22 protein-coding genes are annotated in these 23,756 nt (G+C 43.6%); 13 read left to right on the plus strand and 9 right to left on the minus strand.

The features are described from left to right. Positions 1-82: 82 nt before the first annotated feature. Positions 83-310, plus strand: coding sequence for a hypothetical protein (locus HOP38_RS07930; RefSeq protein WP_006071484.1), 228 nt, complete (start codon positions 83-85; stop codon positions 308-310). A gap of 89 nt (positions 311-399) precedes the next feature. On the opposite strand, the gene HOP38_RS07935 is transcribed toward HOP38_RS07930, so the two are convergent. The 3 genes from HOP38_RS07935 to HOP38_RS07945 form a co-directional block, all read right to left on the minus strand. After that, the gene (locus tag HOP38_RS07935) at positions 400-738 is read right to left on the minus strand and encodes a hypothetical protein (RefSeq protein WP_038222382.1); all 339 of its coding nucleotides are present in this window, start codon (positions 736-738) and stop codon (positions 400-402) included. A 188-nt stretch (positions 739-926) separates the two neighbouring features. After that, complete coding sequence (locus tag HOP38_RS07940) at positions 927-1,805, minus strand: mechanosensitive ion channel family protein (RefSeq protein ID WP_062460461.1); 879 nt, start codon at positions 1,803-1,805, stop codon at positions 927-929. A gap of 8 nt (positions 1,806-1,813) precedes the next feature. Continuing rightward, entirely contained in the window at positions 1,814-4,156 is a 2,343-nt protein-coding gene (locus HOP38_RS07945) for an ATP-binding protein (RefSeq protein WP_198557814.1), read from the minus strand. Positions 4,157-4,404: 248 nt separating this feature from the next. Between HOP38_RS07945 and HOP38_RS07950 the strand changes: the two genes are divergently transcribed. Beyond that, the gene (locus HOP38_RS07950) at positions 4,405-5,991 is read left to right on the plus strand and encodes an ABC-F family ATPase (protein WP_198557815.1); all 1,587 of its coding nucleotides are present in this window, start codon (positions 4,405-4,407) and stop codon (positions 5,989-5,991) included. Positions 5,992-6,111: 120 nt separating this feature from the next. Here the strand turns inward: HOP38_RS07950 and HOP38_RS07955 are convergent, their stop codons facing one another. Beyond that, positions 6,112-6,939: a formate dehydrogenase accessory sulfurtransferase FdhD gene (locus HOP38_RS07955; RefSeq protein WP_038223221.1), complete on the minus strand. Its 828-nt coding sequence runs from the start codon at positions 6,937-6,939 to the stop codon at positions 6,112-6,114. Positions 6,940-7,042: 103 nt separating this feature from the next. Between HOP38_RS07955 and HOP38_RS07960 the strand changes: the two genes are divergently transcribed. The 11 genes from HOP38_RS07960 (at position 7,043) to cobB (ending at position 18,423) form a co-directional block, all read left to right on the plus strand. Further along, positions 7,043-7,534, plus strand: a complete 492-nt coding sequence (locus HOP38_RS07960) for a DUF3305 domain-containing protein (protein WP_006075141.1) — start codon at positions 7,043-7,045, stop codon at positions 7,532-7,534. Beyond that, positions 7,524-8,114, plus strand: coding sequence for a DUF3306 domain-containing protein (locus HOP38_RS07965; protein ID WP_198557816.1), 591 nt, complete (start codon positions 7,524-7,526; stop codon positions 8,112-8,114). The genes HOP38_RS07960 and HOP38_RS07965 overlap by 11 nt, the downstream gene beginning before the upstream one ends. A gap of 256 nt (positions 8,115-8,370) precedes the next feature. Next, positions 8,371-10,032: a 4Fe-4S dicluster domain-containing protein gene (locus tag HOP38_RS07970; protein WP_198557817.1), complete on the plus strand. Its 1,662-nt coding sequence runs from the start codon at positions 8,371-8,373 to the stop codon at positions 10,030-10,032. A gap of 12 nt (positions 10,033-10,044) precedes the next feature. Next, positions 10,045-10,668, plus strand: coding sequence for a TorD/DmsD family molecular chaperone (locus HOP38_RS07975; protein ID WP_198557818.1), 624 nt, complete (start codon positions 10,045-10,047; stop codon positions 10,666-10,668). A 56-nt stretch (positions 10,669-10,724) separates the two neighbouring features. After that, positions 10,725-10,943, plus strand: a complete 219-nt coding sequence (locus tag HOP38_RS07980; RefSeq protein WP_006075145.1) for a transcriptional initiation protein Tat — start codon at positions 10,725-10,727, stop codon at positions 10,941-10,943. A 9-nt stretch (positions 10,944-10,952) separates the two neighbouring features. Further along, on the plus strand, positions 10,953-13,808 hold the full coding sequence (locus tag HOP38_RS07985) for a formate dehydrogenase subunit alpha (protein ID WP_198557819.1): 2,856 nt from the start codon (positions 10,953-10,955) through the stop codon (positions 13,806-13,808). An 11-nt stretch (positions 13,809-13,819) separates the two neighbouring features. Continuing rightward, a complete protein-coding gene (fdh3B, locus tag HOP38_RS07990) occupies positions 13,820-14,428 on the plus strand; it encodes a formate dehydrogenase FDH3 subunit beta (protein WP_006075147.1) in 609 nt (202 codons plus the stop codon). Between the two features lie 86 nt (positions 14,429-14,514). Next, positions 14,515-15,516 (plus strand): formate dehydrogenase subunit gamma, encoded by a 1,002-nt coding sequence (locus HOP38_RS07995; RefSeq protein WP_370736779.1) that lies wholly within the window; start codon positions 14,515-14,517, stop codon positions 15,514-15,516. 16 nt (positions 15,517-15,532) lie between these two features. After that, positions 15,533-15,964, plus strand: coding sequence for a hypothetical protein (locus HOP38_RS08000; RefSeq protein WP_006075149.1), 432 nt, complete (start codon positions 15,533-15,535; stop codon positions 15,962-15,964). 333 nt (positions 15,965-16,297) lie between these two features. Then, positions 16,298-17,518, plus strand: a complete 1,221-nt coding sequence (locus HOP38_RS08005; RefSeq protein WP_096444206.1) for an ammonium transporter — start codon at positions 16,298-16,300, stop codon at positions 17,516-17,518. 167 nt (positions 17,519-17,685) lie between these two features. After that, positions 17,686-18,423, plus strand: a complete 738-nt coding sequence (cobB, locus tag HOP38_RS08010) for a Sir2 family NAD+-dependent deacetylase (RefSeq protein WP_006075151.1) — start codon at positions 17,686-17,688, stop codon at positions 18,421-18,423. Between the two features lie 77 nt (positions 18,424-18,500). Here the strand turns inward: cobB and HOP38_RS08015 are convergent, their stop codons facing one another. From HOP38_RS08015 to potA, 5 genes are all read right to left on the minus strand, one after another. Continuing rightward, positions 18,501-19,538 carry an extracellular solute-binding protein gene (locus HOP38_RS08015; protein ID WP_006075152.1) on the minus strand — a complete coding sequence of 346 codons (1,038 nt, stop codon included), beginning with the start codon at positions 19,536-19,538 and terminating at the stop codon, positions 18,501-18,503. A 239-nt stretch (positions 19,539-19,777) separates the two neighbouring features. After that, positions 19,778-20,812, minus strand: a complete 1,035-nt coding sequence (locus tag HOP38_RS08020) for an extracellular solute-binding protein (protein ID WP_198557820.1) — start codon at positions 20,810-20,812, stop codon at positions 19,778-19,780. 103 nt (positions 20,813-20,915) lie between these two features. Further along, positions 20,916-21,686, minus strand: a complete 771-nt coding sequence (gene potC / locus HOP38_RS08025; RefSeq protein ID WP_006075154.1) for a spermidine/putrescine ABC transporter permease PotC — start codon at positions 21,684-21,686, stop codon at positions 20,916-20,918. Beyond that, positions 21,686-22,543 carry a spermidine/putrescine ABC transporter permease PotB gene (potB, locus tag HOP38_RS08030; RefSeq protein ID WP_006075155.1) on the minus strand — a complete coding sequence of 286 codons (858 nt, stop codon included), beginning with the start codon at positions 22,541-22,543 and terminating at the stop codon, positions 21,686-21,688. The genes potC and potB overlap by 1 nt, the downstream gene beginning before the upstream one ends. Then, a complete protein-coding gene (gene potA, locus HOP38_RS08035; RefSeq protein WP_038230549.1) occupies positions 22,527-23,642 on the minus strand; it encodes a spermidine/putrescine ABC transporter ATP-binding protein PotA in 1,116 nt (371 codons plus the stop codon). Before potA ends, potB begins: the two co-directional genes overlap by 17 nt. Between the last annotated feature and the right edge of the window lie 114 nt (positions 23,643-23,756).

The raw sequence follows: 23,756 nt of genomic DNA on the forward strand, positions 1-23,756 counted from the left end.
AAAGTTCATCATCTGTATAAACGTCATTCTTTCACTACCATTAGAGAGGATGAGCACTTTGTCTATATGAAGAGGGAACAAAATGAAATCAATGACTTGTAGACAACTTGGTGGGGCATGCGATGTGGTGTTTGAAGCAGAAACATTCGAACAAATTGCTGAGTTAAGTAAGCAGCACGGGATGGAAATGTATCAGAAACAAGAGCCAGCACACCTTGATGCAATGAATAAGATTCAAGCGATGATGCAAAATCCTGAGGAAATGAAAGCGTGGTATGAAGAAAAGAAGCGTGAGTTTGACGCTCTGTAATATGAGAGATGCTTGTAACTATTCACAATAGATATCTCGACGTATATCGAGATATCTTTGCAAACGGTCGATGTTAATGTGGCTTGAAGCTACATACAGATAGCGACAGTTCCAGCAACCATTAAAGTGATAATGGCGTACCACACAAATTGTGTTTTCTGATCCGCTACATTGATTCGAATGTAGTTAATTTCGTCTTTTGCCATTGCTTCGAAATCACTAAAGCTAACTTGAAAGTCACGGCTTGCGTTTACAACGTCGTTTTGCAATTTGTTAAACGTCGCTTCAATAAAATTCTTTGCTTCTCCCAGTGGTGCAGAAGAAAGTGCCATGCGGTCCCATACCGCCATTCTTGATTCAAACTCACTGTCACTAACACAGTTCAGCTTTAATAAATCATGTTCACGCTTGATGCGTTCTTTACCCATTTTATCGTAATTCAGATTCTGAAATTTGTTCACGACAATTACTCCAAAGGTTTCAGATAGGTAGTAAGCGTTATCACGCCTACTACCGTAACTGCCCGGAATAGTAGATAGGTCGTTGTGGCACATCAACTTGCAGTTTTTATCTAAACGACAAATTTCATTTGCTTAGTATGATCGTGCGGACGTTGTTAGCTTGATCTGACAGCGATTTGTGGTGGGTTAATACCATGCTTTTTAAATTCTTCCATAACTCTCAGAGTAATATCAGTTTCAAATAGTTTCTCGTAGGCGGTATCAACAACATACGCCTTACAAGTCAACTGAATCGCTAGATAATTGTCAGTGATGGTCTGTTTCACTAGAACGGTAACAGGTTTAGGCAGATGAATGTAACGACTAGAGGAGGCCGCTTCTTGAATCAAGTTTCTCGCCAAGACGATATCTTCATTCATTCCAATGTAGAACGGAATCACAACTTGCATATCGAGTGCACCGTAGTTTCCGCTAACCGTCACCTCATTAAGGAACTTGTTGTTTGGAATGGTAATGATGTCATCATTTAAGGTTCTCATACGCACAGAACGCAGCCCTATAGTCAAAATGTCGCCATAGTTACCTTCGAATGTGACGCGGTCACCTACTTGGAAAGGTCGGTCAATCATCACTGTTAGGCCTGCAATAAAGGAGGCTGCAAGGTCTTTCATCGCGAAACCTACCGAAACGGCAAGCGTACCACCTATAAGGGCAAGAATGTGGTCGTTAATTCTAAAGCTTAACATGAAAACTACGATACCAGCGGTCATGTAGATGAAGAATTGTAAGAAGGACTGTAGCTTTTGCAATAGCATCCGATATTGCACGAACTGACTACCAATGCTGTCCACCAAGGAGTTCATAAACTTAATCAGCAACCAAGTTGCCATTATGATGATGACACTGAGAACGACACCGGACCAACGAATCAAGGTGGCAAATTGAGTAATACTGTCCACAGAAGCTACTTCTTCATTGGCAAAGCTGACAGAAGGCAGTAATAACAAAACAATGATGTAGATAAGCTGTTTCATGTAACCTCCTATTTAACCAGCAAATGTTGGCGATCCAACACGTTAGTAATGTGTCTAAACCAGTGATCGGAAATACGAGCCTTGTCCTCTTTCCACTCTATGTAACCTCGGCTTTGAAAATAACGCAATGTGCCAATAACTTCAGAGATAGTAAGTTGGGTGCAGTCGGACACATCCTCAGGAGAAGCTGCTTCCAGTTGAACGATGGAGCGTAGTATGGCCAACATCGGTTTTGGCATTTTATCGAGTTCTTCGGATTCAGGAGCATGAAAGAGGCGGACTACTACGGCATCGGTGTCTTTATTTCGTCGTAGTGAGAACCTAAAGAAACGCAAAGCAACCGTCGGGTTGCCATCGGAGTAATGCCACAAAATACGGTAGAAACCTTGTTTCGCTCGATCTTCTTCAGACTCACTATCGTTATCCCATTGCTTAGGCACAACAAGACCTTCAAAGCCAACCTTATGCTCGGGGCCTTGGTTAATTCGGCTATCTAACAAAGCGCCAATTTGCTCTTCTGACCATTTAGGAAGAAATGCAACCCAATCGAAAAGCAGACGCTCACCTCTGGCTCTATCAACAAATCGCCAACTAGCCTTCTCAATGGAAAACACCGCTCTATGGCTCTTTTTGGAACGACGCAGTAAATTGGTAAAGCGGATGAGATCGTTGAGTCCGCCCACCTTGGGCTTTACAAGTCTTTGGCAGTTATCAATTGCGATAAGATAATTGGTATTGCTTTTACGCAAATGACTGAGGATTTTCATTTCGCTTGCGTCTTCTTCCAATCCAATGCTTACAGCAAAGTGAATTAATAGCTGGTTATAACCTGCTAGAGGGCAGTTTACATAAACTGGCTCAGCGTTTTTTACTTTATGCAATACCTGCTTCAGAAGCCTAGTTGCCCCAACACCTCGTTCGCCAGTGATGACGCATATAGCAGGGCTATTGGTGAGCAGGTATTTTGACAGTTGTTGAAATTCATCTTTGGCATATTCTACTAAAGGACTGAAATCATCGCCGGGTAGGACATAATCAAACGCAGAATCTCCTTTAATTCGAACTAGGTTACTGTCTGCACTGCTACCGGTTTGTTTTGCGACCTCTATTTTAAATAGGTAGGTGAGTCCCTGATTGAATACCGTATATTGAGATAAGAGCCCAATAAGGCGGTTTTTAAGGTGATGCAGTGCAATCCATAACGTCGCGAGTGAGGTGGCGATGAGGCCGACTATAAATATATCTTTTTTACTTGTCGCCCATGTCACCCATAGTGGCTTCTCGGAGATCTTCTCTAACGAACTAAAAACAGTATCTTTCCACATTACGATTACCGTGATGGTAATCAACGCGAACCACAAAGAAAAAAAGCTCGATATCCAGTAATAAATTGTTCCTTTGCCAAGAGTTTGAGCCGCTATTTGCAATACAAGACCCGCAACGATAAAGCTCCAAACGTAACGTCTAACAGTGGAAAGTCGTAGTGCGACGATCTCTTTACTGGTCGCGAAGCTATTGCGATGAACAAACTCCAAAATAAAGGAGATCGCAATAGAGCCTCCAAGTATCCACCAAGTAAATAACTCTAGATATGACAGTTGAGATAACGCTTCGATGCTACTAAGAACACGTAAAGAGACGGTAATAGCGATCAACCAAGCAATTGCTATACTTGCACGACCAAGATACCAGATAAATCGAACCCAAATCGGTGGCTTGCCTACCACAGATGCAACATGTGATTTTAGTTGATCAAATAATCGCCTTTGATTAGTCAGCCACCACATTAGAACGCAATAAATAAAGAATACCTTGATACCTACCCAAATAACGGGGACAGGGGAGATAAATATCTCCGTCACCAGGGTCTTCAAACTTCTTAACTGAAAGAAGATAAAGTATTCGGCGTTCAGAGTGGTAATACGCCACTCTTGTTTAAACTGAGTTACGCCATCTGGACCGAACCCGGTGAGTTGATCGAATGTCTTGTCTGAGGCGAGTTCTAACAAAGTTTGTTTACTATGGCTCAAACTGTTAAGTGTGAGATATTGCGTTTCAACGTCAAACCAATGTTCGTCAGTCACATCATCGCGAAACACCGCAAGTGCTTCATCGTAAGACAAGATTTCGCGGTCTTGTTGATCTAACGTATAAGCGAGTAAACGCCTTACCTTATTGTTGTCTTGAGGCGTTAAGAATAACTTCGCAGGTAACGCAGCGACTTCAGTAGCCAGTGATTGGGCGTCTTCAGAGGGGACAGGATTATCGTCATCTTGGTAATCCCATCGTGCAGAGGCTGGAAAGCTAAGGCAAAGCGTTAACACTGCTATCCAGAGAGATTTATTGATCATTATTAGCACACCACTGTTCGTAACTAGTTGTAACTATTTAAATTCTTAATTTAGTGTAGTTAGCGTCGCCACACTCTGCACGTGACAGCCGATAAAAAGATAGAGAATATTGCTTCACAGCTAAAAAGATGCACGTCTAGTCACCAGAATCCTACGTATCAATAGGGCGGGAATGCAGTTGTCACTTGCATCTGAAGGCAAGAGACTGTAGGGTTGCGCAGTTTTGTTTAATCTCAAAGGTAACGCTTGTGCTATCAACCGCAAATATCACTCAACAGTTTGGTGCTAAACCACTGTTTGAAAACATTTCTATCAAGTTTGGCGAAGGTAACCGTTATGGTCTGATCGGCGCGAATGGCTGTGGTAAGTCTACATTCATGAAAATCTTGAGCGGCGAGTTGGAGCCAACAAGCGGTAACGTTTCTTACGACCCTAACGAGCGAGTAGCAAAACTAAACCAGGACCAATTCGCCTATGAAGAGTTCACGGTTGTAGACACTGTTATTATGGGTCACAGAGAACTTTGGGCCATCAAGCAAGAACGTGACCGTATTTATTCTTTGGCTGAAATGAGCGAAGAAGATGGGATGAAAGTTGCGGACCTTGAAGTTCAGTTTGCTGAGCTTGATGGTTATATGGCGGAAGCAAAAGCAGGAGAACTGCTACTTGCGGTTGGTATTCCTGAAGAACAACACTTTGGATTAATGAGTGAAGTTGCTCCAGGTTGGAAGTTGCGTGTTCTATTGGCGCAAGTGCTGTTTGCAGACCCACACATCATGCTACTTGACGAACCAACCAATAACTTGGATATGGATACGATTCGTTGGCTAGAGCAGGTACTTAACCAACGTAATTGCACCATGATTATCATTTCGCACGACCGTCACTTCTTAAACAGCGTGTGTACACATATGGCTGATTTGGATTACGGTGAGCTACGTGTTTATCCGGGTAACTATGATGAATACATGTTTGCAGCTACACAAGCTCGTGAACGTCTGTTAGCTGATAACGCTAAGAAGAAAGCTCAAATTGCTGATTTACAAACGTTTGTTTCTCGTTTCTCAGCTAACGCATCGAAAGCGAAGCAAGCAACTTCTCGTGCTAAGCAAATCGATAAGATTCAGTTAGAAGAAGTGAAAGCGTCAAGCCGTCAAAACCCATTTATCCGCTTTGATCAAGAAAAAGAGCTGTTCAGAAATGCTTTGAACGTGGAAAACCTATCTAATGGTTTTGAAGAGGTATTGTGGTCTGACTTTAACGCTATCTTTGAAGTTGGCGAGCGTGTTGCAATCATCGGTGAGAATGGTGTAGGTAAAACAACGCTACTTAACACGTTAGCCGGTGAACTTGAACCGAAAACGGGTGAGTTTAAATGGTCAGAAAATGCCAATATCGGTTACTACGCCCAAGACCATGCTCATGATTTTGAAGAAGACATGAACCTGACTGATTGGATGGGTCAGTGGCGCCAAGAAGGCGATGATGAACAAGTGGTACGTAGTTTCTTAGGACGGATGTTGTTTGGCCAAGATGATATTAAAAAGTCAGTAAAAGTGCTGTCTGGTGGTGAGCAAGGTCGTATGCTTCTAGGTAAACTTATGATGCATAAGCCGAACATGTTGTTGATGGATGAACCAACTAACCATATGGATATGGAATCTATCGAATCCTTAAACTTGGCATTAGAAAACTATAAAGGTACGCTATTTTTCGTATCACATGACCGTCAGTTTGTATCGTCAATCGCGACACGTATTCTCGAAATCAAAGACAACAAGATCTCGGATTTCAAAGGCACATACGAAGAGTTCTTAAAAGCTCGCGGTGTTTAATCATCTAGAGTACTGACCTCAGAGTCGCAATTCCTAAGTAAAACAGGAACCTCTTATAGCGACATTCGAACCAAACAAAAAGGAGTCCTCGGACTCCTTTTTTAATATCTCAAGCAACTATTATGCTTGCTCACCTTTCACATCAAACTCAATCTTCTCCGCCCCAGTAAACACTTGAAAACGTAGCCCCTTAGCTCGAGCAATGGTGGTAATACCAAATTGTTTAGCAAGGTCTAAGCCCATTTGAGTAACGCCAGAGCGAGATAACAGGACTGGAATACCCATCTGTGCCACTTTGATAACCATCTCTGAGGTCAAACGTCCTGTGGTGTAAAAAATCTTATCCTCACCGGTTTCTTGGTTTATCCACATTTCTCCGGCAAGTGTGTCTACGGCATTGTGTCGACCAACATCTTCCACGAATGACAGTACTTTATCTTGTTGGCAAATAGCACACCCGTGAACGGCCCCCGCTTTTTTGTAAGTGTCGTTGTAGTGCGTTAGTGCTTCTAAAGTCGCATAGATTTGAGACTGTTTTAGAGGCGTTTGCGGAACTTGATAACCTTCGAGCTGTTTCATCACATTGCCGTACATTGTGCCTTGACCACAACCTGAAGTGACGGTTTTTTTCTTCAACGCTTCGTCGAGGAAATCGGTATTTTCTTTGGTAATGACGGCAGCAGAGTGAGTTTCCCAGTCGATTATCAATGATTCAATGGCATCAGGGTCAGACAAGAAACCTTGGTTTTTCAGATACCCCAGAACTAATGAGTCTGGTCTTGAGCCAAGAGTCATAAGAGTGACGATCTCTTTCCAGTTCAGCATAACGGTAAGAGGTCGTTCACAGGCAATCTGTTTGGTTAGCTTTTCTCCATATTCGTCATAGACATCGACTTCAATGGTCTGTAGGGGATTTTCGCTTGTTCTAATAATGTTGGGTTTAACCACGCGTTTATCCTTTTTGTTGGTCGCTAGCATGAGGCTATTGGCTTGATTATTGCTAAGATTGATTAAGTAAGCAAATACCAAACGCTAAAATTAGGGACATGAAATGCATCCAGAATCACCTGAATCCATTCCTAACCAAGATTCTTTGGTAGACGGTCTGATTGTCGAGAAAAACGAGCATCAATGGCCGCTACAAATCGATCTTTCCATCGTTGAAAAACAAGTGGGTCGCTGGACGACAACACAGCGAGAACTCGATGGATTTAAATTAGAAGTTACAGATATCAGCAAGCCTCATGCCACTTTGGAGCTTTATCGCGACGAGCGTACTGATTACCGATTTAACTTGAGCTCGCAAAATCCAATGTTGTTCGTTGTTTTAGATTCACATGAGGAAACCAGTTTAACGCCAATTATGGTTACGGCTTCACAGGCAGTTGCTGGCTCATTTATGGACGGTGATTATCTTGTGTTGTCAAAACCAATACCATTACCCATTCAAGCTTGGATGGAGGCTTTCATAGGTCGTCATGGAGAGTTATTGGAAGTGAGACGTAAAAAGCGTAAAGGAGCGGGGCGTTCAAGTGGCCAGTAGTTTTCTATCACGTTGGTCGCAGCGCAAGCTCGACGAGAATAAAGACGAATTAGAGCTCGACGCACTGCCAGAAAGCAATGAAGCTGATGCGGTCGCTGAGGGTAACGCAGAGTCAGAAGTTGAGCGAGAGCAAGCAGAACATGAAGAGTGCAGTTCGGAAGGTGAAAAGTCGCTCGATTCTGAGGTTCCTGAGAAACCCGAAGAGCTTTCAGTCTCTCAATTACTGGCTAATCCAGAGGTAGATAAAGCTGTCAAAAAGGCAGCACTGCGTAAGATGTTCATGAGTCCTGAATATAATGTTGTAGATGGACTCAACGATTATGACCATGATTATTCAGCGGTAAAACCGTTGGCGTCTGATGTGGCTGAAACATTGCGTGGCTGGATAAAAAATGTGGCAGATGAGACAGAGCCTGAAGAACCAGTTGCTTCAGTTCAACCTGAACAAGGCCACAAAGACATCGAAACTCTACACACAGAAACTGAAGGGCAGGATGATATAGAGAAGTCTGAGGCGGATGCAGATTATTTCGACAACCAAGGTTTTGATGACCACGAACCAAATGACAAGACTTCGTAATCAATTGATTATGAGACAAAATTTACCACACAAAATATAGGTACATTTTGTCTCATAATATTTTCTCACCAAATGAGACATTTTGTCTCACGCGACATTTCTCCCTAATTTTCCCAATGGTATTTAAGCTAATTTACTAATAAATCAGTAAATTTGGCTTTTGTACGAGTTGGAACAGATATTGCAAATAGTGATATATGGTTCATATAAAACCAATAGCTATGGAGCGTCAAGACTCCTGCACTGGAAGCAAGCAATGATAAAACAACTATTACAACAATCGACGACTCAAAATGGGCGCGCCAGAAGTTTCGCGTTTGAAAATACCGTTGAATTGTCGAATCTCATACCACCCACTGTGAGTTATGAAAGTCACGGTGATACATTAATCGTTGGTCCTACTGCCATCATAACAAGCACCGCTGAGCAGCTGTCAACTATGCATTCAGTCACTTTGTTATCGACAGATGGAGAACCATCGGACAACGGTAATCTCTATTACGCCGATAGTATCGAAATTTCCGGGTTTCTCGGAACCTTCAGTGTCCACATTCAAAATAATCAATCAGCGGTTAATCTTGCTGAAGTCTCCATTGGCCGTGATGTGTTTGATGTGGTTCTGGACTTATCTCTGAATGGCTGTATGTCGGAAGAAGTGCCTGTCCCGGGTTATTATCCAGTGGGGCGCGGGTATCCTAAACTTGCTGATGCTCTGGAGGAAATACCAGGGCTAATGGGTACGTTCGATAAGCCAAAGTTCTTTCGACTTAATACGGATTTGTGCGCGCATAGCTCTCGAGGCGTTAAAGGCTGCGAGCGTTGCGTGGATGCATGTCCAGCAGGTGCATTAAGTAGTGAAGGTAATGATAAGATCGGCCATAAGATCGAAATTAACCCTTACCTATGCCAAGGCGTTGGAACTTGTGCAACCGCTTGTCCAACCGAAGCCATTCACTATGCGCTGCCAACCCCTCAGGAGACGCAGAAGTTTATCGAACGAACTCTCGCTAACTACCATAACCAAGGTGGGGAGAAAGCGATTGTCCTTATCTGCAGCTCTCGCCACGAGTCTTACAACGTTATGGCCTTGAATGTCCTTCCTGACAATGTAATTCCCGTTGTTGTCGAAGAATTACCTTCTGTGGGTATAGATACTTGGTTTGCAGCCTTGGTAAATGGTGCAACACAAGTGCTGTTTGCTGCTAGTAAACATATGCCGGAAACGATTCAAACGGTGTTAAATCGCGAAGTGGGTATGGCTCAGCAGCTGCTTGATAGTTTGGGTTTGGCCCGTGAAACCATCGACATTCTTTATCTTGAGTCTTTAAGAGAAGGGCTTCCGACTCTTACTGAAGAAGACCTTGGTCTTAGACTCGGTGATATTCAAGGTGATAAAAGGGCGCGTTTGTACCACGCTCTTGATGCCTTAGTAGAACAGCGCCAAGTTGAACAGAGCATCTTGCCACTACCAACGACCGCACCATACGGCACAGTAGAGTGTGTCACAGACAAATGTACGTTATGTATGGCTTGTGTGGCCGTGTGCCCAACCAAAGCATTACACAACGATGGTGATCGACCAGCCTTAGACTTTATAGAACAAGATTGTATTCAGTGTGGCATGTGTGAAAAAGCCTGTCCTGAATCTGCTTTGTCGTTAACCCAACGTATCAATTGGGACAGTGAATCCCGCCGCTCAACCGTGGCGCTTCATGAAGAAAAAGCGGCCGAATGCCTGCGCTGCGGTAAACCATTTGCTCCTCAATCCATGATAACCATGCTACAAGATAAGTTACGCGGTCACTCGCATTTTGATAATGAAGAGTCACTAAGACGTATCGCTATGTGTGAAGACTGTCGAGTGGTGGATGTGTTTGAAAGCATGGCAGAAAACCCATCTGAGCAACTGAAATACTAGGAAGAAATGTCAATGGATAACGAATACAACGAGCTTAGAAGTGACATTTATTTGCTTATCTCAACGCTTTGTCGTGGAGCACCAGAACGTGAAACGATCGATTTTCTATCGTCCTTAGAGATCGAAGTTGGGATCAATCAAATGACGGCGGCTTGGGAACTGCTTTCTAAAGCTGCTCAAAAAGCTGAAGTCAGTGCTTTAGAAGATGAATATCAAGATTTGTTTATAGGAGTAGGAAGAGGTGAAGTTGTCCCTTTCGCTTCTTGGCACCTGACAGGTTCTTTGATGGAGAAGCCTTTAGCACTAATTAGACACGACCTAAATCAACTGGGTTTGGAGCGAGATGAATCCGTCAAAGAGCCGGAAGATCATATCTCAGCAATCAATGAAGTGATGGCGTATTTGATCAGTCAAAACCAAGAAGAACAAGCGAAGGCGTTTTTCAATAAACACCTTTCTCCTTGGTATCAAGATTTGTGTAGACAGATTGATTGCGCAAAAAGTGCGCAGTTTTACCGAGCTGTTTCTACACTTATGGAAGCGTTTTTCGATGTGGAGCAGGTGAAATATGCTGAAAGCATAAGCTCTACGCAGACGAAAATGAAGATAGACGTTAAGAACATAACCACGAAGTAATGTCCGCGAACTAGAGATGCCATCTCACGGATAGGCATCCACTCAGGGAGCAATATATGAGCAAAGCAAAACAAAACGGCGAACAGCCACAACTTAATGAAGGTCGCAGAAATCTCTTAAAGGGGTTAACGACAGCGGCTGTAGCCGGAGCCGTAATTTCTGGCACTGCGAAAGCAGCAACAAATACTGAACTTGTTGATGTTAAGCAGGATGACCAAGACAAAAGTGGTTATCGTGAAACGCAACACGTCAAAGACTATTACGACACACTCTAGGAGCATCTCATGAAATTGACCAAACGCTCCGAGAGCGTCAGCAAAAATGAAAACAAGTTAGGTCTAAGCCGCCGAGCTTTCATGCGTAATTCATCCATTGCCGCTGGTGGTTTAGCGGCAGGTGCCTATACGTTTGCACCAGGAATGATTAAAAAAGCCGAAGCGAAAGAAGTGCCAATCGATGCGAAAACAGAAGTAAAACGTACTATCTGTTCTCACTGCTCGGTAGGTTGCGGTGTATACGCAGAAGTTCAAAATGGCGTTTGGACCGGCCAAGAACCCGCTTTTGATCACCCTTTTAACGCCGGCGGTCACTGTGCGAAAGGCGCTGCTTTGCGTGAGCACGGACATGGCGAACGTCGTCTAAAATACCCGATGGTATTGGAAGGTGGTAAGTGGAAAAAGCTCTCTTGGGACGAAGCTATCGAACAGATTGGTAACAAGGTCCTTGAAATCCGCAAAGAATCCGGCCCTGATTCGGTTTATTGGTTGGGCAGTGCTAAGCACAACAATGAACAAGCCTATATGTTCAGAAAGATGGCATCGCTTTGGGGTACGAATAACGTCGACCACCAAGCCCGTATTTGTCACTCTACAACCGTATCAGGTGTTGCAAACACTTGGGGTTACGGTGCGATGACGAACTCTTTCAATGACATGCATAACTGTAAATCCATGCTGTTCATTGGTTCTAACCCAGCAGAAGCGCACCCTGTTGCAATGCAGCACATTCTGATCGCTAAAGAAAAGAATGGATGTAAGATTGTTGTTGCGGACCCTCGTCGAACCCGCACAGCTGCAAAATCTGATCATTTTTGCTCACTGCGTCCGGGTACCGACGTAGCGTTCATCTGGGGTATTTTGTGGCATGTCTTTGAGAACAACTGGGAAGACAAAGAGTTTATTCGCCAACGTGTATTTGGTATGGACGAAATCCGTACGGAAGTCGCGAAATGGAATCCGAAAGAAGTCGAGCGTGTAACAGGTGTGAGTGAAGCAGATGTCTACAAAGCTGCGAAGATCCTGTCTGAAAACCGTCCAGGAAGCATCATTTGGTGTATGGGTGGTACTCAACATACGACGGGTAACAACAATACTCGTGCTTACTGTGTTCTGGAGTTAGCGTTAGGTAATATTGGCCGTTCTGGCGGTGGTGCTAATATCTTCCGTGGTCACGATAACGTTCAAGGTGCAACAGACCTTGGTGTGCTATCTCATACGCTACCAGGCTATTACGGTCTAGCAGACGGCTCATGGAAACACTGGGCTAAAGTATGGGACGTTGATTACGAATGGATCAAAGAACGTTTTGACCAAAACGAGTATCGCGGCAAGAAACCGATGAACAACATGGGTATTCCTGTTTCTCGTTGGATTGATGGTGTTCTTGAAAATAAAGACAACATCGAGCAAAACGATAATATTCGCGCAATGTTCTACTGGGGTCATGCGGTTAACTCGCAAACTCGTGGTGTTGAGATGCAAAAAGCAATGCAAAAACTCGACATGATGGTTATTGTTGACCCATATCCAACACATGCTGCGGTTATGAACAACCGTACTGATGGTGTGTATCTTCTGCCAGCAACGACTCAGTTTGAAACTCACGGCTCAGTAACAGCTTCAAACCGTTCACTTCAGTGGCGTGACCAAGTCATTGAACCTTTGTTCGACTCAAAACCTGACCACGAGATCATGTACCTTCTGACTAAGAAGCTTGGTTTTGAACAGCAGTTGTTCAAGAACATTAAAGTCGAAAATAACCAGCCAAACATTGAAGACATTACTCGTGAATTCAATAAAGGCATGTGGACCATTGGCTATACCGGTCAAAGCCCAGAGCGTTTGAAACTGCATCAACAAAACTGGCATACGTTCCACAAAACTTCACTGGAAGCCGAGGGCGGTCCTATCAATGGTGAAACCTACGGTCTTCCATGGCCATGTTGGGGTACACCTGAGATGAAACACCCAGGTACTCATATTCTTTATGATACTTCGAAACCTGTGGCGCAAGGTGGTGGTAACTTCCGCGCTCGCTTTGGTGTGGAATTCGAAGGTAAGAGCTTGCTTGCAGAAGACAGCTACTCGCTAGGCTGTGAACTTGAGGATGGCTATCCAGAGTTCAGCGACAAGCTCATTAAACAATTGGGTTGGTGGGGCGATCTAACACCAGAAGAGCAAGCAGCTGCAGAAGGCAAGAACTGGAAGACCGACCTATCAGGTGGTATCCAGCGCGTCGCGATTAAGCATGGTTGTATGCCATTTGGTAATGCTAAAGCTCGTACAATTGTCTGGACGTTCCCTGACCGTGTTCCTTTACACCGTGAGCCGCTTTACACACCAAGACGTGATCTTGTTGTTGACTACCCAACATGGGATGACAGCGAATCAATTTACCGTCTACCAACCATGTATAAGTCGATTCAGGATCAGGACAAATCGAAAGAGTATCCAATCGTACTGACTTCTGGGCGTCTGGTTGAATACGAAGGTGGTGGTGAAGAAACACGTTCAAACCCTTGGCTAGCTGAACTACAACGTGAAATGTTTGTTGAAGTTAACCCTAAAGATGCCAATGACATCGGTTTTAAAGATGGTGACATGGTATGGGTTGAAGGTGCAGAGAAAGGACGAATCAAAGTCAAGGCGATGGTGACACCTCGTGTGAAACCAGGCTTGGCGTTTATTCCTTTCCACTTCGGCGGTAAGTTCCAAGGTGAAGATCTTCGTTCTAAATACCCAGAAGGTTGTGACCCTTACGTCATAGGTGAAGCAGCGAATACTGCAACAACCTATGGTTATGATCCGGTGACTCAGATGCAAGAAACTAAAGTCACTCTCTGTAACATCACGAAAGCGTAAGGAGTCATAAAATGGCTAGAATGAAATTCCTATGTGACACCAAGCGTTGTATTGAATGTAACGGCTGTGTCACTGCATGTAAAAACGAAAACGATGATGCGCTTGAGTGGGGCATCCAACGTAGACGTGTTGTAACATTAAACGACGGCCTACCTGGTGAAAACTCAATTTCGGTTGCTTGTATGCACTGTACAGACGCGCCATGTATGGCGGTGTGTCCAGCAGACTGTTTTGAGCATACTGAAGATGGCATCGTGCTTCACAACAAAGACCTTTGTATCGGCTGTGGCTATTGCTTATTTGCATGTCCATTTGGTGCTCCGCAATTCCCGAAACAAGCAGCATTTGGCGAACGCGGTAAGATGGACAAATGTACGTTCTGCGCTGGCGGTCCTGAAACAGAAGACAACTCTGAAGAGGAACGTGCAAAATACGGAGCTAACCGTATAGCAGAAGGCAAGCTGCCAATGTGTGCTGAATTGTGCTCAACAAAAGCATTGTTAGCGGGTGATGCAGAAAAAGTGTCTGATATCTTCCGTCAACGTGTTGTAGAGCGCGGTGCTAAGAATGCTGGCTGGACTGACGGCAATGATCTGGCTTACGACGCAACGAAAAGCTAATGGAGAGCTCTATGCCTATTTTGTTTAAAGAACAAGGTTTGCTTAGAAAATTGGCTCTCTCACTGCTGCCTTTATTGGCAGCAGTGATGCTTGTACTGTCGTTTGGAGTAAGAGCAGAAGAGAGTAAAAGCAATCAAGTCGTTAGAGGTGAGATGACGCAACTCGCGGGTGCGGATTATTGGCGTCATGTGAAAGAAGGGGTGGAAGGTACAACAACGTCTGCTTCTCCTGAACATGGTGTGTTAATCAGTACACCAGGGGAAACGTGGTTTATCCTCAAAGAGAAATGGATGTCACCTGCTGCAGCTGTCGCAATCTTTGGCAGCATCAGTATGGTGGTATTGATGTACTTCTTAGTTGGCCCTTTGAAACTAAGCGGGGCTCGTACCGGCAAAAAGCTACGTCGTTGGTCAAGAATGGACCGTGCTCTCCACTGGAGTATGGCGTTTACCTTTCTTACGTTGGCGTTTAGTGGCTTAATGCTTGTTTATGGCAAACACTTTATGAAGCCTTATGTACCGACCGAGCTTTGGGGTTGGACGGTGTATCTTGCTAAGCAGTATCACAACTACATGGGACCAATATTCTTTATTCTGCTATTTGCTGTTCTATTTAAATGGTGGAGAAAGTCCATCTTTAATAAGACAGACATGCAATGGTTCATGAAACTTGGTGGGATGGTTGGTAAACATAAAGGTTCGCACCCATCTGCTGGATTCTCCAATGGTGGTGAAAAAGCGATTTACTGGTTGCTTATCTTCTTTGGAGCTATCGCGGCAGTGAGTGGTCTTATTCTCGATTTCCCTATCTTTGGACAAACGAGAAAAGATATGGAGCTATCTAACTTAGTTCACATGTTCTCAGCTCTTATACTGATTTGTGGATTCGTATTCCATATCTATATCGGTCTATTCGGTATGGAAGGGGCGTTAGAAGGTATGGTTACAGGTGACGTTGACGAAACTTGGGCAAAAGAACACCATGATCTTTGGTACGAGGAAATGAAGCAAGGTCAAAGTGGTGAAGGTACAGCGACGACAAACGAAGCCAAACCTGATTCCGTCAAACCAGAGCAGAAATTAACGTAAAGGGGTAGAGGACTTTATGCACCAACATCATAAAGGTATTTGGGTGGCGTATATCTTAAGTTTGTTTACGCCGTTTACTTTGTTACTGTCTGGCGTGATTGCCATCATTTATGCAGGTTACCGTTTAGACAAAGGTGAAGATAGCGAAGTAGTAAACTCTCACTATTATGGTTTAATTCGCACGTTCTTTTTAAACCTAACTTTCTTTGTTGTTTTAATCGTAACGGTAGCAACATCGAACGGGCTATTAAAAGGTGTGACTAACTACTGGTACAAAGCCAGTTGGATAGACCAAATTGCAAATATTATTCCTTACATTGGGATGTTATTTGCTGCTGTCGCGATTGTTATGTGGATCATTCGCATGTTCATGGGAATGAGCAAGCTGAATCAAAATATCGCGATGACATTTGGTAATACCGAACAGCCTATACAACACTTACCATAACGTCGAAAAGCTCCTTTTAAGGAGCTTTTCTTTTATCCCCTATTTCTTGGTATAACAACATTGCTACATAGTAGTGCGTACCATTTTGGTGCTATTTCACTATATTGGTGCGATTTTAAAGCCCGCGCGTCCTACCTTACTGATTAGCAAGCACGTATTTATCCAAATATTCAATAACTTAGTGATTATCTTGTGTTTGGACAATAAGTGGAATGCTAATTGCCTTATACAACGTTCGATTTTAGCGCTCCCTATTTTGGTGTGCTTAAAGAATAAGAAGCACAGATATTGTGCATTACATGGATTGAATCGTTGCAAAGGAGTAATTAGTACATGACCACTTCGGTAGAGCAGGTACATGGAGCCGTACAAACACTAACGCAAAGCTCAGACACACTATTTTTACTATTGGGCGCCATCATGGTGTTTTTAATGCACGCAGGCTTTGCGTTCCTAGAAGTGGGAACCGTTCGCCATAAAAACCAAGTAAACGCTTTGGTAAAGATACTCGCCGATTTTGGTGTCTCGGCAATCGCTTACTTTTTTATCGGTTATTGGGTTGCATACGGGGGCACTTTCTTTGCAGATGCGGAGACATTGTCACAAGGCAACGGATATGAGCTAGTGAAGTTCTTTTTCTTACTGACATTTGCCGCAGCAATCCCCGCCATTGTTTCTGGTGGTATTGCTGAGCGAGCTCGTTTTTACCCAATTCTTCTTGCCACTTTTTTTACGGTTGGTATCGTCTATCCATTATTCGAAGGTATGATTTGGAACGGTAACTTCGGATTCCAAAACTGGTTAGAACAGAGCTTTGGCGCCGGATTTCATGACTTTGCTGGTTCAGTCGTTGTACATGGCGTTGGCGGTTGGATCGCGCTAGTCGCGGTTATCTTTTTAGGAATGCGCAAAGGACGAGTTCGTGCGGGCAAGCATACTAACTTTGCACCTTCTAACATTCCTTTCTTAGCATTAGGTGCTTGGATTCTTAGTGTCGGCTGGTTTGGCTTTAACGTGATGTCAGCGCAAACTTTGGAAGGCATCAGTGGCCTTGTTGCTATGAATTCGCTGATGGCGATGGTGGGCGGTATCTTGGCGTCGCTAATTGTCGGAAGAAATGACCCTGGCTTTATCCATAATGGTCCGTTAGCTGGTTTAGTGGCTATTTGTGCAGGTTCCGATTTGATGCATCCAATTGGCGCACTAGTTACTGGTTCAGTTGCTGGAGCATTGTTTGTTTGGGTGTTCACCTACTTACAGAATAAAACTAAGATCGACGATGTATTAGGCGTGTGGCCTTTGCATGGGCTTTGCGGCGTATGGGGTGGTATTGCTGCCGGGATATTTGGACAGCAAGCTTTGGGCGGGTTAGGGGGCGTTAGTTTCGCTTCTCAGCTTATTGGCACGGTCACGGGTGTGGTCGTTGCGGTAATCGGTGCAGGGATAGTATATGGCATTCTGGATAAAGTAGCCGGATTACGACTCTCTGAAGAAGATGAATTTAACGGAGCGGATCTGGCGATCCATAGAATATCCGCCACTAACGAAGACTAAGTACATAAGAGCACCCGAAGAAATACTTGGGTGCTCATCATATTCCCACTATCTAACTTACTGAATCTAAGTAAATTTAGACTATGGTCTAATCCCCAAAGCTACTGTTGTTATTGCTTCCGTGTTACTCTTATTAAAACAACGATAAGTCAGCACAAGGAGTGTTTATGAAGTTTCCCTATAAAAATGTTGTCGTTTTAACCGGGGCAGGTATTTCGGCAGAATCAGGAATACAGACTTTTCGTGCACAAGATGGACTTTGGGAAAATCATCGCATCGAAGATGTAGCGACCCCTGAAGGATTTGCGAGAAACCCAGAGTTAGTCCAAAGCTTCTACAATCAACGACGTCAGAAGCTTCAACAAACCGATATCCGACCTAATGCGGCTCATATTGCTCTTGGGGACCTAGAAAGGCAGTTAGAGGGGACAGTAACGGTTATCACACAAAACATCGATAACCTTCATGAGCGTGGCGGTAGTGAGAATATCATCCATATGCACGGAGAGTTGCTTCGTGCTCGCTGCTCTGAGTCAGGGCAGGTCGTCGAAATGGTGAATGACATCGAAACGGGTGATTTGTGCCATTGTTGCCAGATTCCATCACAAATGCGCCCTCATATAGTTTGGTTTGGCGAAATGCCGTTAAAAATGGGTGATATCTATGCGGCATTAGAAAAAGCAGACTTGTTCATATCTATAGGTACCTCTGGGGTAGTTTATCCTGCAGCAGGTTTTGTCCATGACGCAAAAATGCATGGCGCGCATACGATTGAAATTAACTTAGAACCTAGTGCGGTTCAAAGTGAGTTTGAAGAGAAGCGCTATGGCAAGGCAAGCATAGAAGTGCCAAAACTGGTCAGAGAGATTTTAGCGTTACAGACCGAGGATAAGGCAGCTTCATAAGGTCATCGATTGTCGACTTAAATAAAAATAGCCCTCGTACTTGAGGGCTATTTTATTATTCATTGAAAAAACTGTGCTTAGTTGTCTACTTTTAGCTTTTGGAAGTACTCTTCGTACAGCGCACCAGCTTCGCCAACTTCATCTTGCCATGTACCTGAATCCATCACTTCTTGTGGTGGGAACACGTTTGGATCGTTAGCAAACTCTTTTGGAAGTAGAGGATAAGCCGTCTTAACTGGAGTCGGATAGCCAATCTCTAAAGCAATTTTCGCTGCATTTTCTGGACGCAATAAGAAGTCGATCATCTTGTGTGCAGCATCAACGTTTTTGGCTCCTGAAGGGATAGCAAGACTGTCCATCCAGAAAATTGCACCTTTCTCAGGCCAAACAATATCAATTGACGCACCTTCTTGACGGGCCATGTACGCTGAACCGTTCCATAGCATGCCAAGTGACACTTCACCAGCAAGGTACGGGTTAGCAGGGAAATCAGAGTTAAACACCAAAACGTTTGGTACTAGCTTTCTTAGTTCTTCATACGCTGCTTTGATTTCGTCTGGATTTGTAGTATTCGGTGAATAACCTAATTTAGTCAATGCAATATGGAATACTTCACGAGAGTCATCCATCATCATCAACTGGCCTTCCCACTGAGGATCCCAAAGGTCATCCCAAGAGCTTACTGCTGATTTATCAAGCATGTCAGTATTGATACCAATACCGGTTGCACCCCAGATATATGGGATTGAGTATTTGTTATCTGGATCAAAAGGTTTGTCTAAATAATTAGGATCCAAATCTTTGAAGTGAGTAAGTTTTTCTTTATCAATCTCTTGAAGCATGCCTTCTTTACGCATCTTAGACACGAAGTAGGTCGATGGTACGACAAGATCGTAACCTGAACCTTGGGTCTTTAGCTTAGCGTACATGCTTTCGTTGGATTCATAAGTAGAGTAGATGACTTTGATACCAGTTTCTTTGGTAAAGTCTTCTAGTACTTCGCTAGGAATGTATTCAGACCAGTTGTAGAAGTAAAGTTCTTCGTTGGCTGCAAACGCCGGGGTAGTGAGAAGAGTCGCCGCACAAAGTGCGCCTGCATACAATTTGCTTTTCATTACTTTTCCGTTTGTATTGGTAGACAAAGAGTCTCTAGGAGACATGACAATATAGGAAAGTAGGGGTTCCTATATTACTTTGCACGCCATCATTATTTGATGTGCATCACAACATTATATCAGTCAATGATTGAATACTCTATGTAGGAATTTACAAAAATTAAACGTTTAGAATGATATAGCAGCTCAATCATGAAAAAAGGTGGCAAATGCCACCTTTTTGTCAATTTCGCTATGAGTTACTGACCAGCTTTGAGCTTCAAGAAATAATCTTCATAAACCACAGTTTTATCACCAACAGCGTCTTGCCATTCAACTCGATCTAAGTCTTCTTGAGAAGGGAATAGAGCAGGGCTGTCCTTGAACTTTTCATTCGATGCTTTAACGGCTGTTAAGTAACCAGTATCTCGAGAAATTTGTTCAGCAATTTCAGGACGCAGCAAGAAATCTATCATCTCATGAGCCGCTTCGACGTTTCTCGCTCCAGAGCTAATTGCGAAATTGTCTACCCAACCAATGCCACCTTCTTTAGGGAATACAAGCTTGATTGGAAGTCCTTCGTTTTGCGCTGCAGCGGCTGAACCGTTCCAAAGCATACCGACACCAACTTCGCCAGACATGTATGGTGCACCTGGGTTATCAGAGTTAAATACCAATACGTTTGGCATCAGTTTTTGTAATTCGGTGTACGCCTCGTCGATCTGTGCTTTATCCGTGGTGTTACCCGAGTAACCAAGTTTACGTAAAGCAATATGGAATACTTCACGAGTATCATCCATAAGCATCAATTGACCTTCTAGCTCCGGTTTCCAAAGGTCAGCCCAGCTAGTAAACTCTTCTGGGTCATACATGTCTGTATTGACGGCTAAACCTGTAATCGCAACGACGTGTGGAATAGAGTAGTCATTGTTAGGATCGTATGGCTTATCCAAGTAGTTAGAATCTAGGTTGCTGAAATTCGACAGCTTTGATTTGTCAATTTTCTGTAGCATACCTTCATCGCGCATTTTCGCTACGAAGTAGGTTGAAGGAACAACTAAGTCGTAGCCCTTGTTATGTGTTTTTAGCTTTGCATATAAAGTTTCGTTCGACTCATAAGTTGAGTAGATCACTTTAATGCCAGTTTCTTTAGTAAATTGTTCTAGGATGCTGCTATTGATATACGGCCCCCAGTTCATAAATACTAATTCTTGATCATCTTCAGCACTCGCTGCTCCTGAAAGTAGAGAGAGTGCACATGCACTACCAGCTAATAAAGTAGCCCATTTTTTCATTGACGTTAGCTCCAAAACAAACGCTGCCCGAAGGCATAGATAGAAAAAGAGCAGAATGTCGACGCCATTCTGCTCCCGCAAATAAAATAGCGATTTTACTGATTTATTTCACTTTCTCTCTAGCAAGCAGTTGCGAGGCAACAACAAGAATTAGAGAGACAATTAACATAATGGTGGCCAGTGCATTCACCTCTGGCGAAATACCCACTTTTACCATTGAGTAGATCTTCAACGGTAGGATTTCGTATGTCGGGCCTGTTACAAACGAGCTGACAATAACGTCATCTAATGAAAGCGTAAATGACAACAACCAACCAGCGGCAACAGCAGGTTTAGCAAGAGGCAGGATTATCTGTTTCAGGATTGTCCATTCACCCGCACCTAAGTCTTTCGCAGCTTCAAGCATTTTTACATCGAATCCCTTTAGTCGGCTGTAAACAGTGACAACAACAAAAGGAAGACAGAATGTAATATGCGCAATTAACAAGCTAAAGAAGCCAAGTTGTGCCCCCAATACTAGGAAAATAGCCAACAATGAGATTGCCATAACAATGTCAGGAGACATCATGACAATGAACAGCAGTCCACTAACCGCACCTTTACCTTTAAACTGGTAACGGAAGAGGGCAACTGCGGTTAAGCTACCAATTATCGTAGCTGCAGTTGCAGAAAACACAGCCACATTAAGTGAATGCCATGCTGCCTGCATTAAGCTGTCGTTGTTGACTAAAGCGTGATACCACTTTGTTGTCCAACCTCCCCATTTCATACCAAATTTATTGGCATTGAACGAGTTGGCAATCAATACGATGATCGGTAGATATAAGAACGCATAAACTACCGACATAAAACTAAATCTAACTACGCGTCCCATTATTCTAGCTCCACTTTACGATTCAAGAGCTTGCCTGCTCGGTAGTAGGCATACAACATTACTGCCATCGCAGCGGTAAGAGCGATACTCGTCGCAGCACCAAACGGCCAATCACGTGCGTTCAAAATCTGACTCTTAATAACGTTACCAATTAGCAAGTTTTTCGCACCGCCAAGTAGGTCAGCGATATAGAACATGCCAAGTGCTGGCAACAGAACTAGCAAGCAGCCACCAATAATGCCAGGCATAGTAAGCGGCAAAATAACTTTCGTTAGCGTTTGCCATTTGTTAGCACCCAAATCTTTTGCAGCCTCAATGTATGTACCATCGAGTTTTTCGATTGCGGAGTAGAGCGGCAAAATCATAAATGGCAACAGAATATATACTAGGCCGATCATCACTGCTGTTTCGGTGTACATAATGCGTAGCGGTTTGTCGATAATGTCCAATGCCAATAAGCTTTTGTTCAAGATACCTTGTGTACCGAGCACAATCTTCAAGCCGTAAGTACGGATCAAAGAGTTAGTCCAAAAAGGTACGATGACCAGGAACAACATAAACGGACGCCATTTCTCAGGCATCTTTGCGACGATATACGCGAACGGATAGCCAATGACTAAGCAAATCAAAGTTGCAACTATCGCCATGTAGAATGAATGGAACAACACCTTGGCATAAAGTGGGTCCAACAGTCTTGCGTAGTTGTCTAACGTAAACGTCATCTCAATGAGGTTGGCTTCGTCTCGGGTTAAGAAACTGGTGCCAATGATCATCACGTTAGGAATGAGTACAAACAGTACCAACCAGCTAACGATCAGAGTGATGATGGCGTTTTGTAAATTAAATCTCTTGCTCATCTTTTAGCACCACTTCCCAACTCTCTACCCAAGTTACCGCCACTTTTTGACCTAACGAGTGGTCAACATCAGGATCATCTTCGTTAAAGAATTCGCTGACCATGACACGCATACCTGATTCTAGTTCGATAACTGAATCTAAAGTCATACCTTTATAAGTACGCTCTGCAACGTGACCAACGATACCTTTATTCTCAGATTCTTTAATCTCTTCAATGCGCAAATCTTCAGGACGCAAAAGAACTTGAAGCTTTTCTCCTGCTTCAAACGCTTTGTCGTAATAGACGATGCTCTCTTGACCTTCGATCTCTGCTTTGATGCGCTTGTCATCAATTCTCTCGCGAGCAATAGCGTTAAACACGTTAATTTCGCCAATGAAGCGCGCTACGAACAGGTTTTTAGGCTCTTCATAGATTTCGCGAGGCGAACCGTCTTGTTCAATCACACCATCACGCATTACGATAATACGGTCAGACATTGACAACGCTTCTTCTTGGTCGTGGGTAACGAAAATAAAGGTAATACCTAATTGACGTTGTAGCTGTTTAAGCTCGATCTGCATTTGCTTACGCAGTTTGTAATCAAGAGCAGATAACGATTCGTCGAGAAGCAATACTTTTGGTTTGTTAACAACTGCTCGAGCTATAGCGATACGCTGTTGCTGTCCACCAGATAGCTGATGCGGCTTACGTTGTGCCATCTTTTCAAGACGTACCATTTTTAGCGCTTCGAGAACACGTGGTTCAACTTCTGCGTTAGGTACTTTCTGCATGCGCAAACCAAATGCCACGTTTTCAAACACGGTCATATGAGGGAATAGGGCATAGCTCTGAAAAACGGTGTTTACATGCCTCTGTTCAGCAGGGACGTCCGTTACATCTTGGTCAGCTAGGGTAATTCGGCCATTATCAACCGTTTCAAAACCAGCAATCATTCGAAGTACGGTAGTTTTACCACAGCCCGAAGGACCCAAAATAGTGAGAAACTCACCATGATTAACGTTTAAGTTAAGATTCGCGATGATTTCCTTACCATCGAAACTTTTACTTACACCTGATAGCTGTACTACTGGTGTTCCTACTGAATGTTTAGCGTTCAACGTCTGTTTTTCTCCACCTTGGCCGAAATTTTATAATTGGCCGGTTGCTATACACATTTAAGGCGCGCATCATAATCACCAATTGAGTGAATTCAAAGCATTTTCTTACCTCGA

It is taken from the genome of Vibrio mediterranei, from assembly GCF_013364395.1.
GTDB lineage: Bacteria > Pseudomonadota > Gammaproteobacteria > Enterobacterales > Vibrionaceae > Vibrio > Vibrio mediterranei.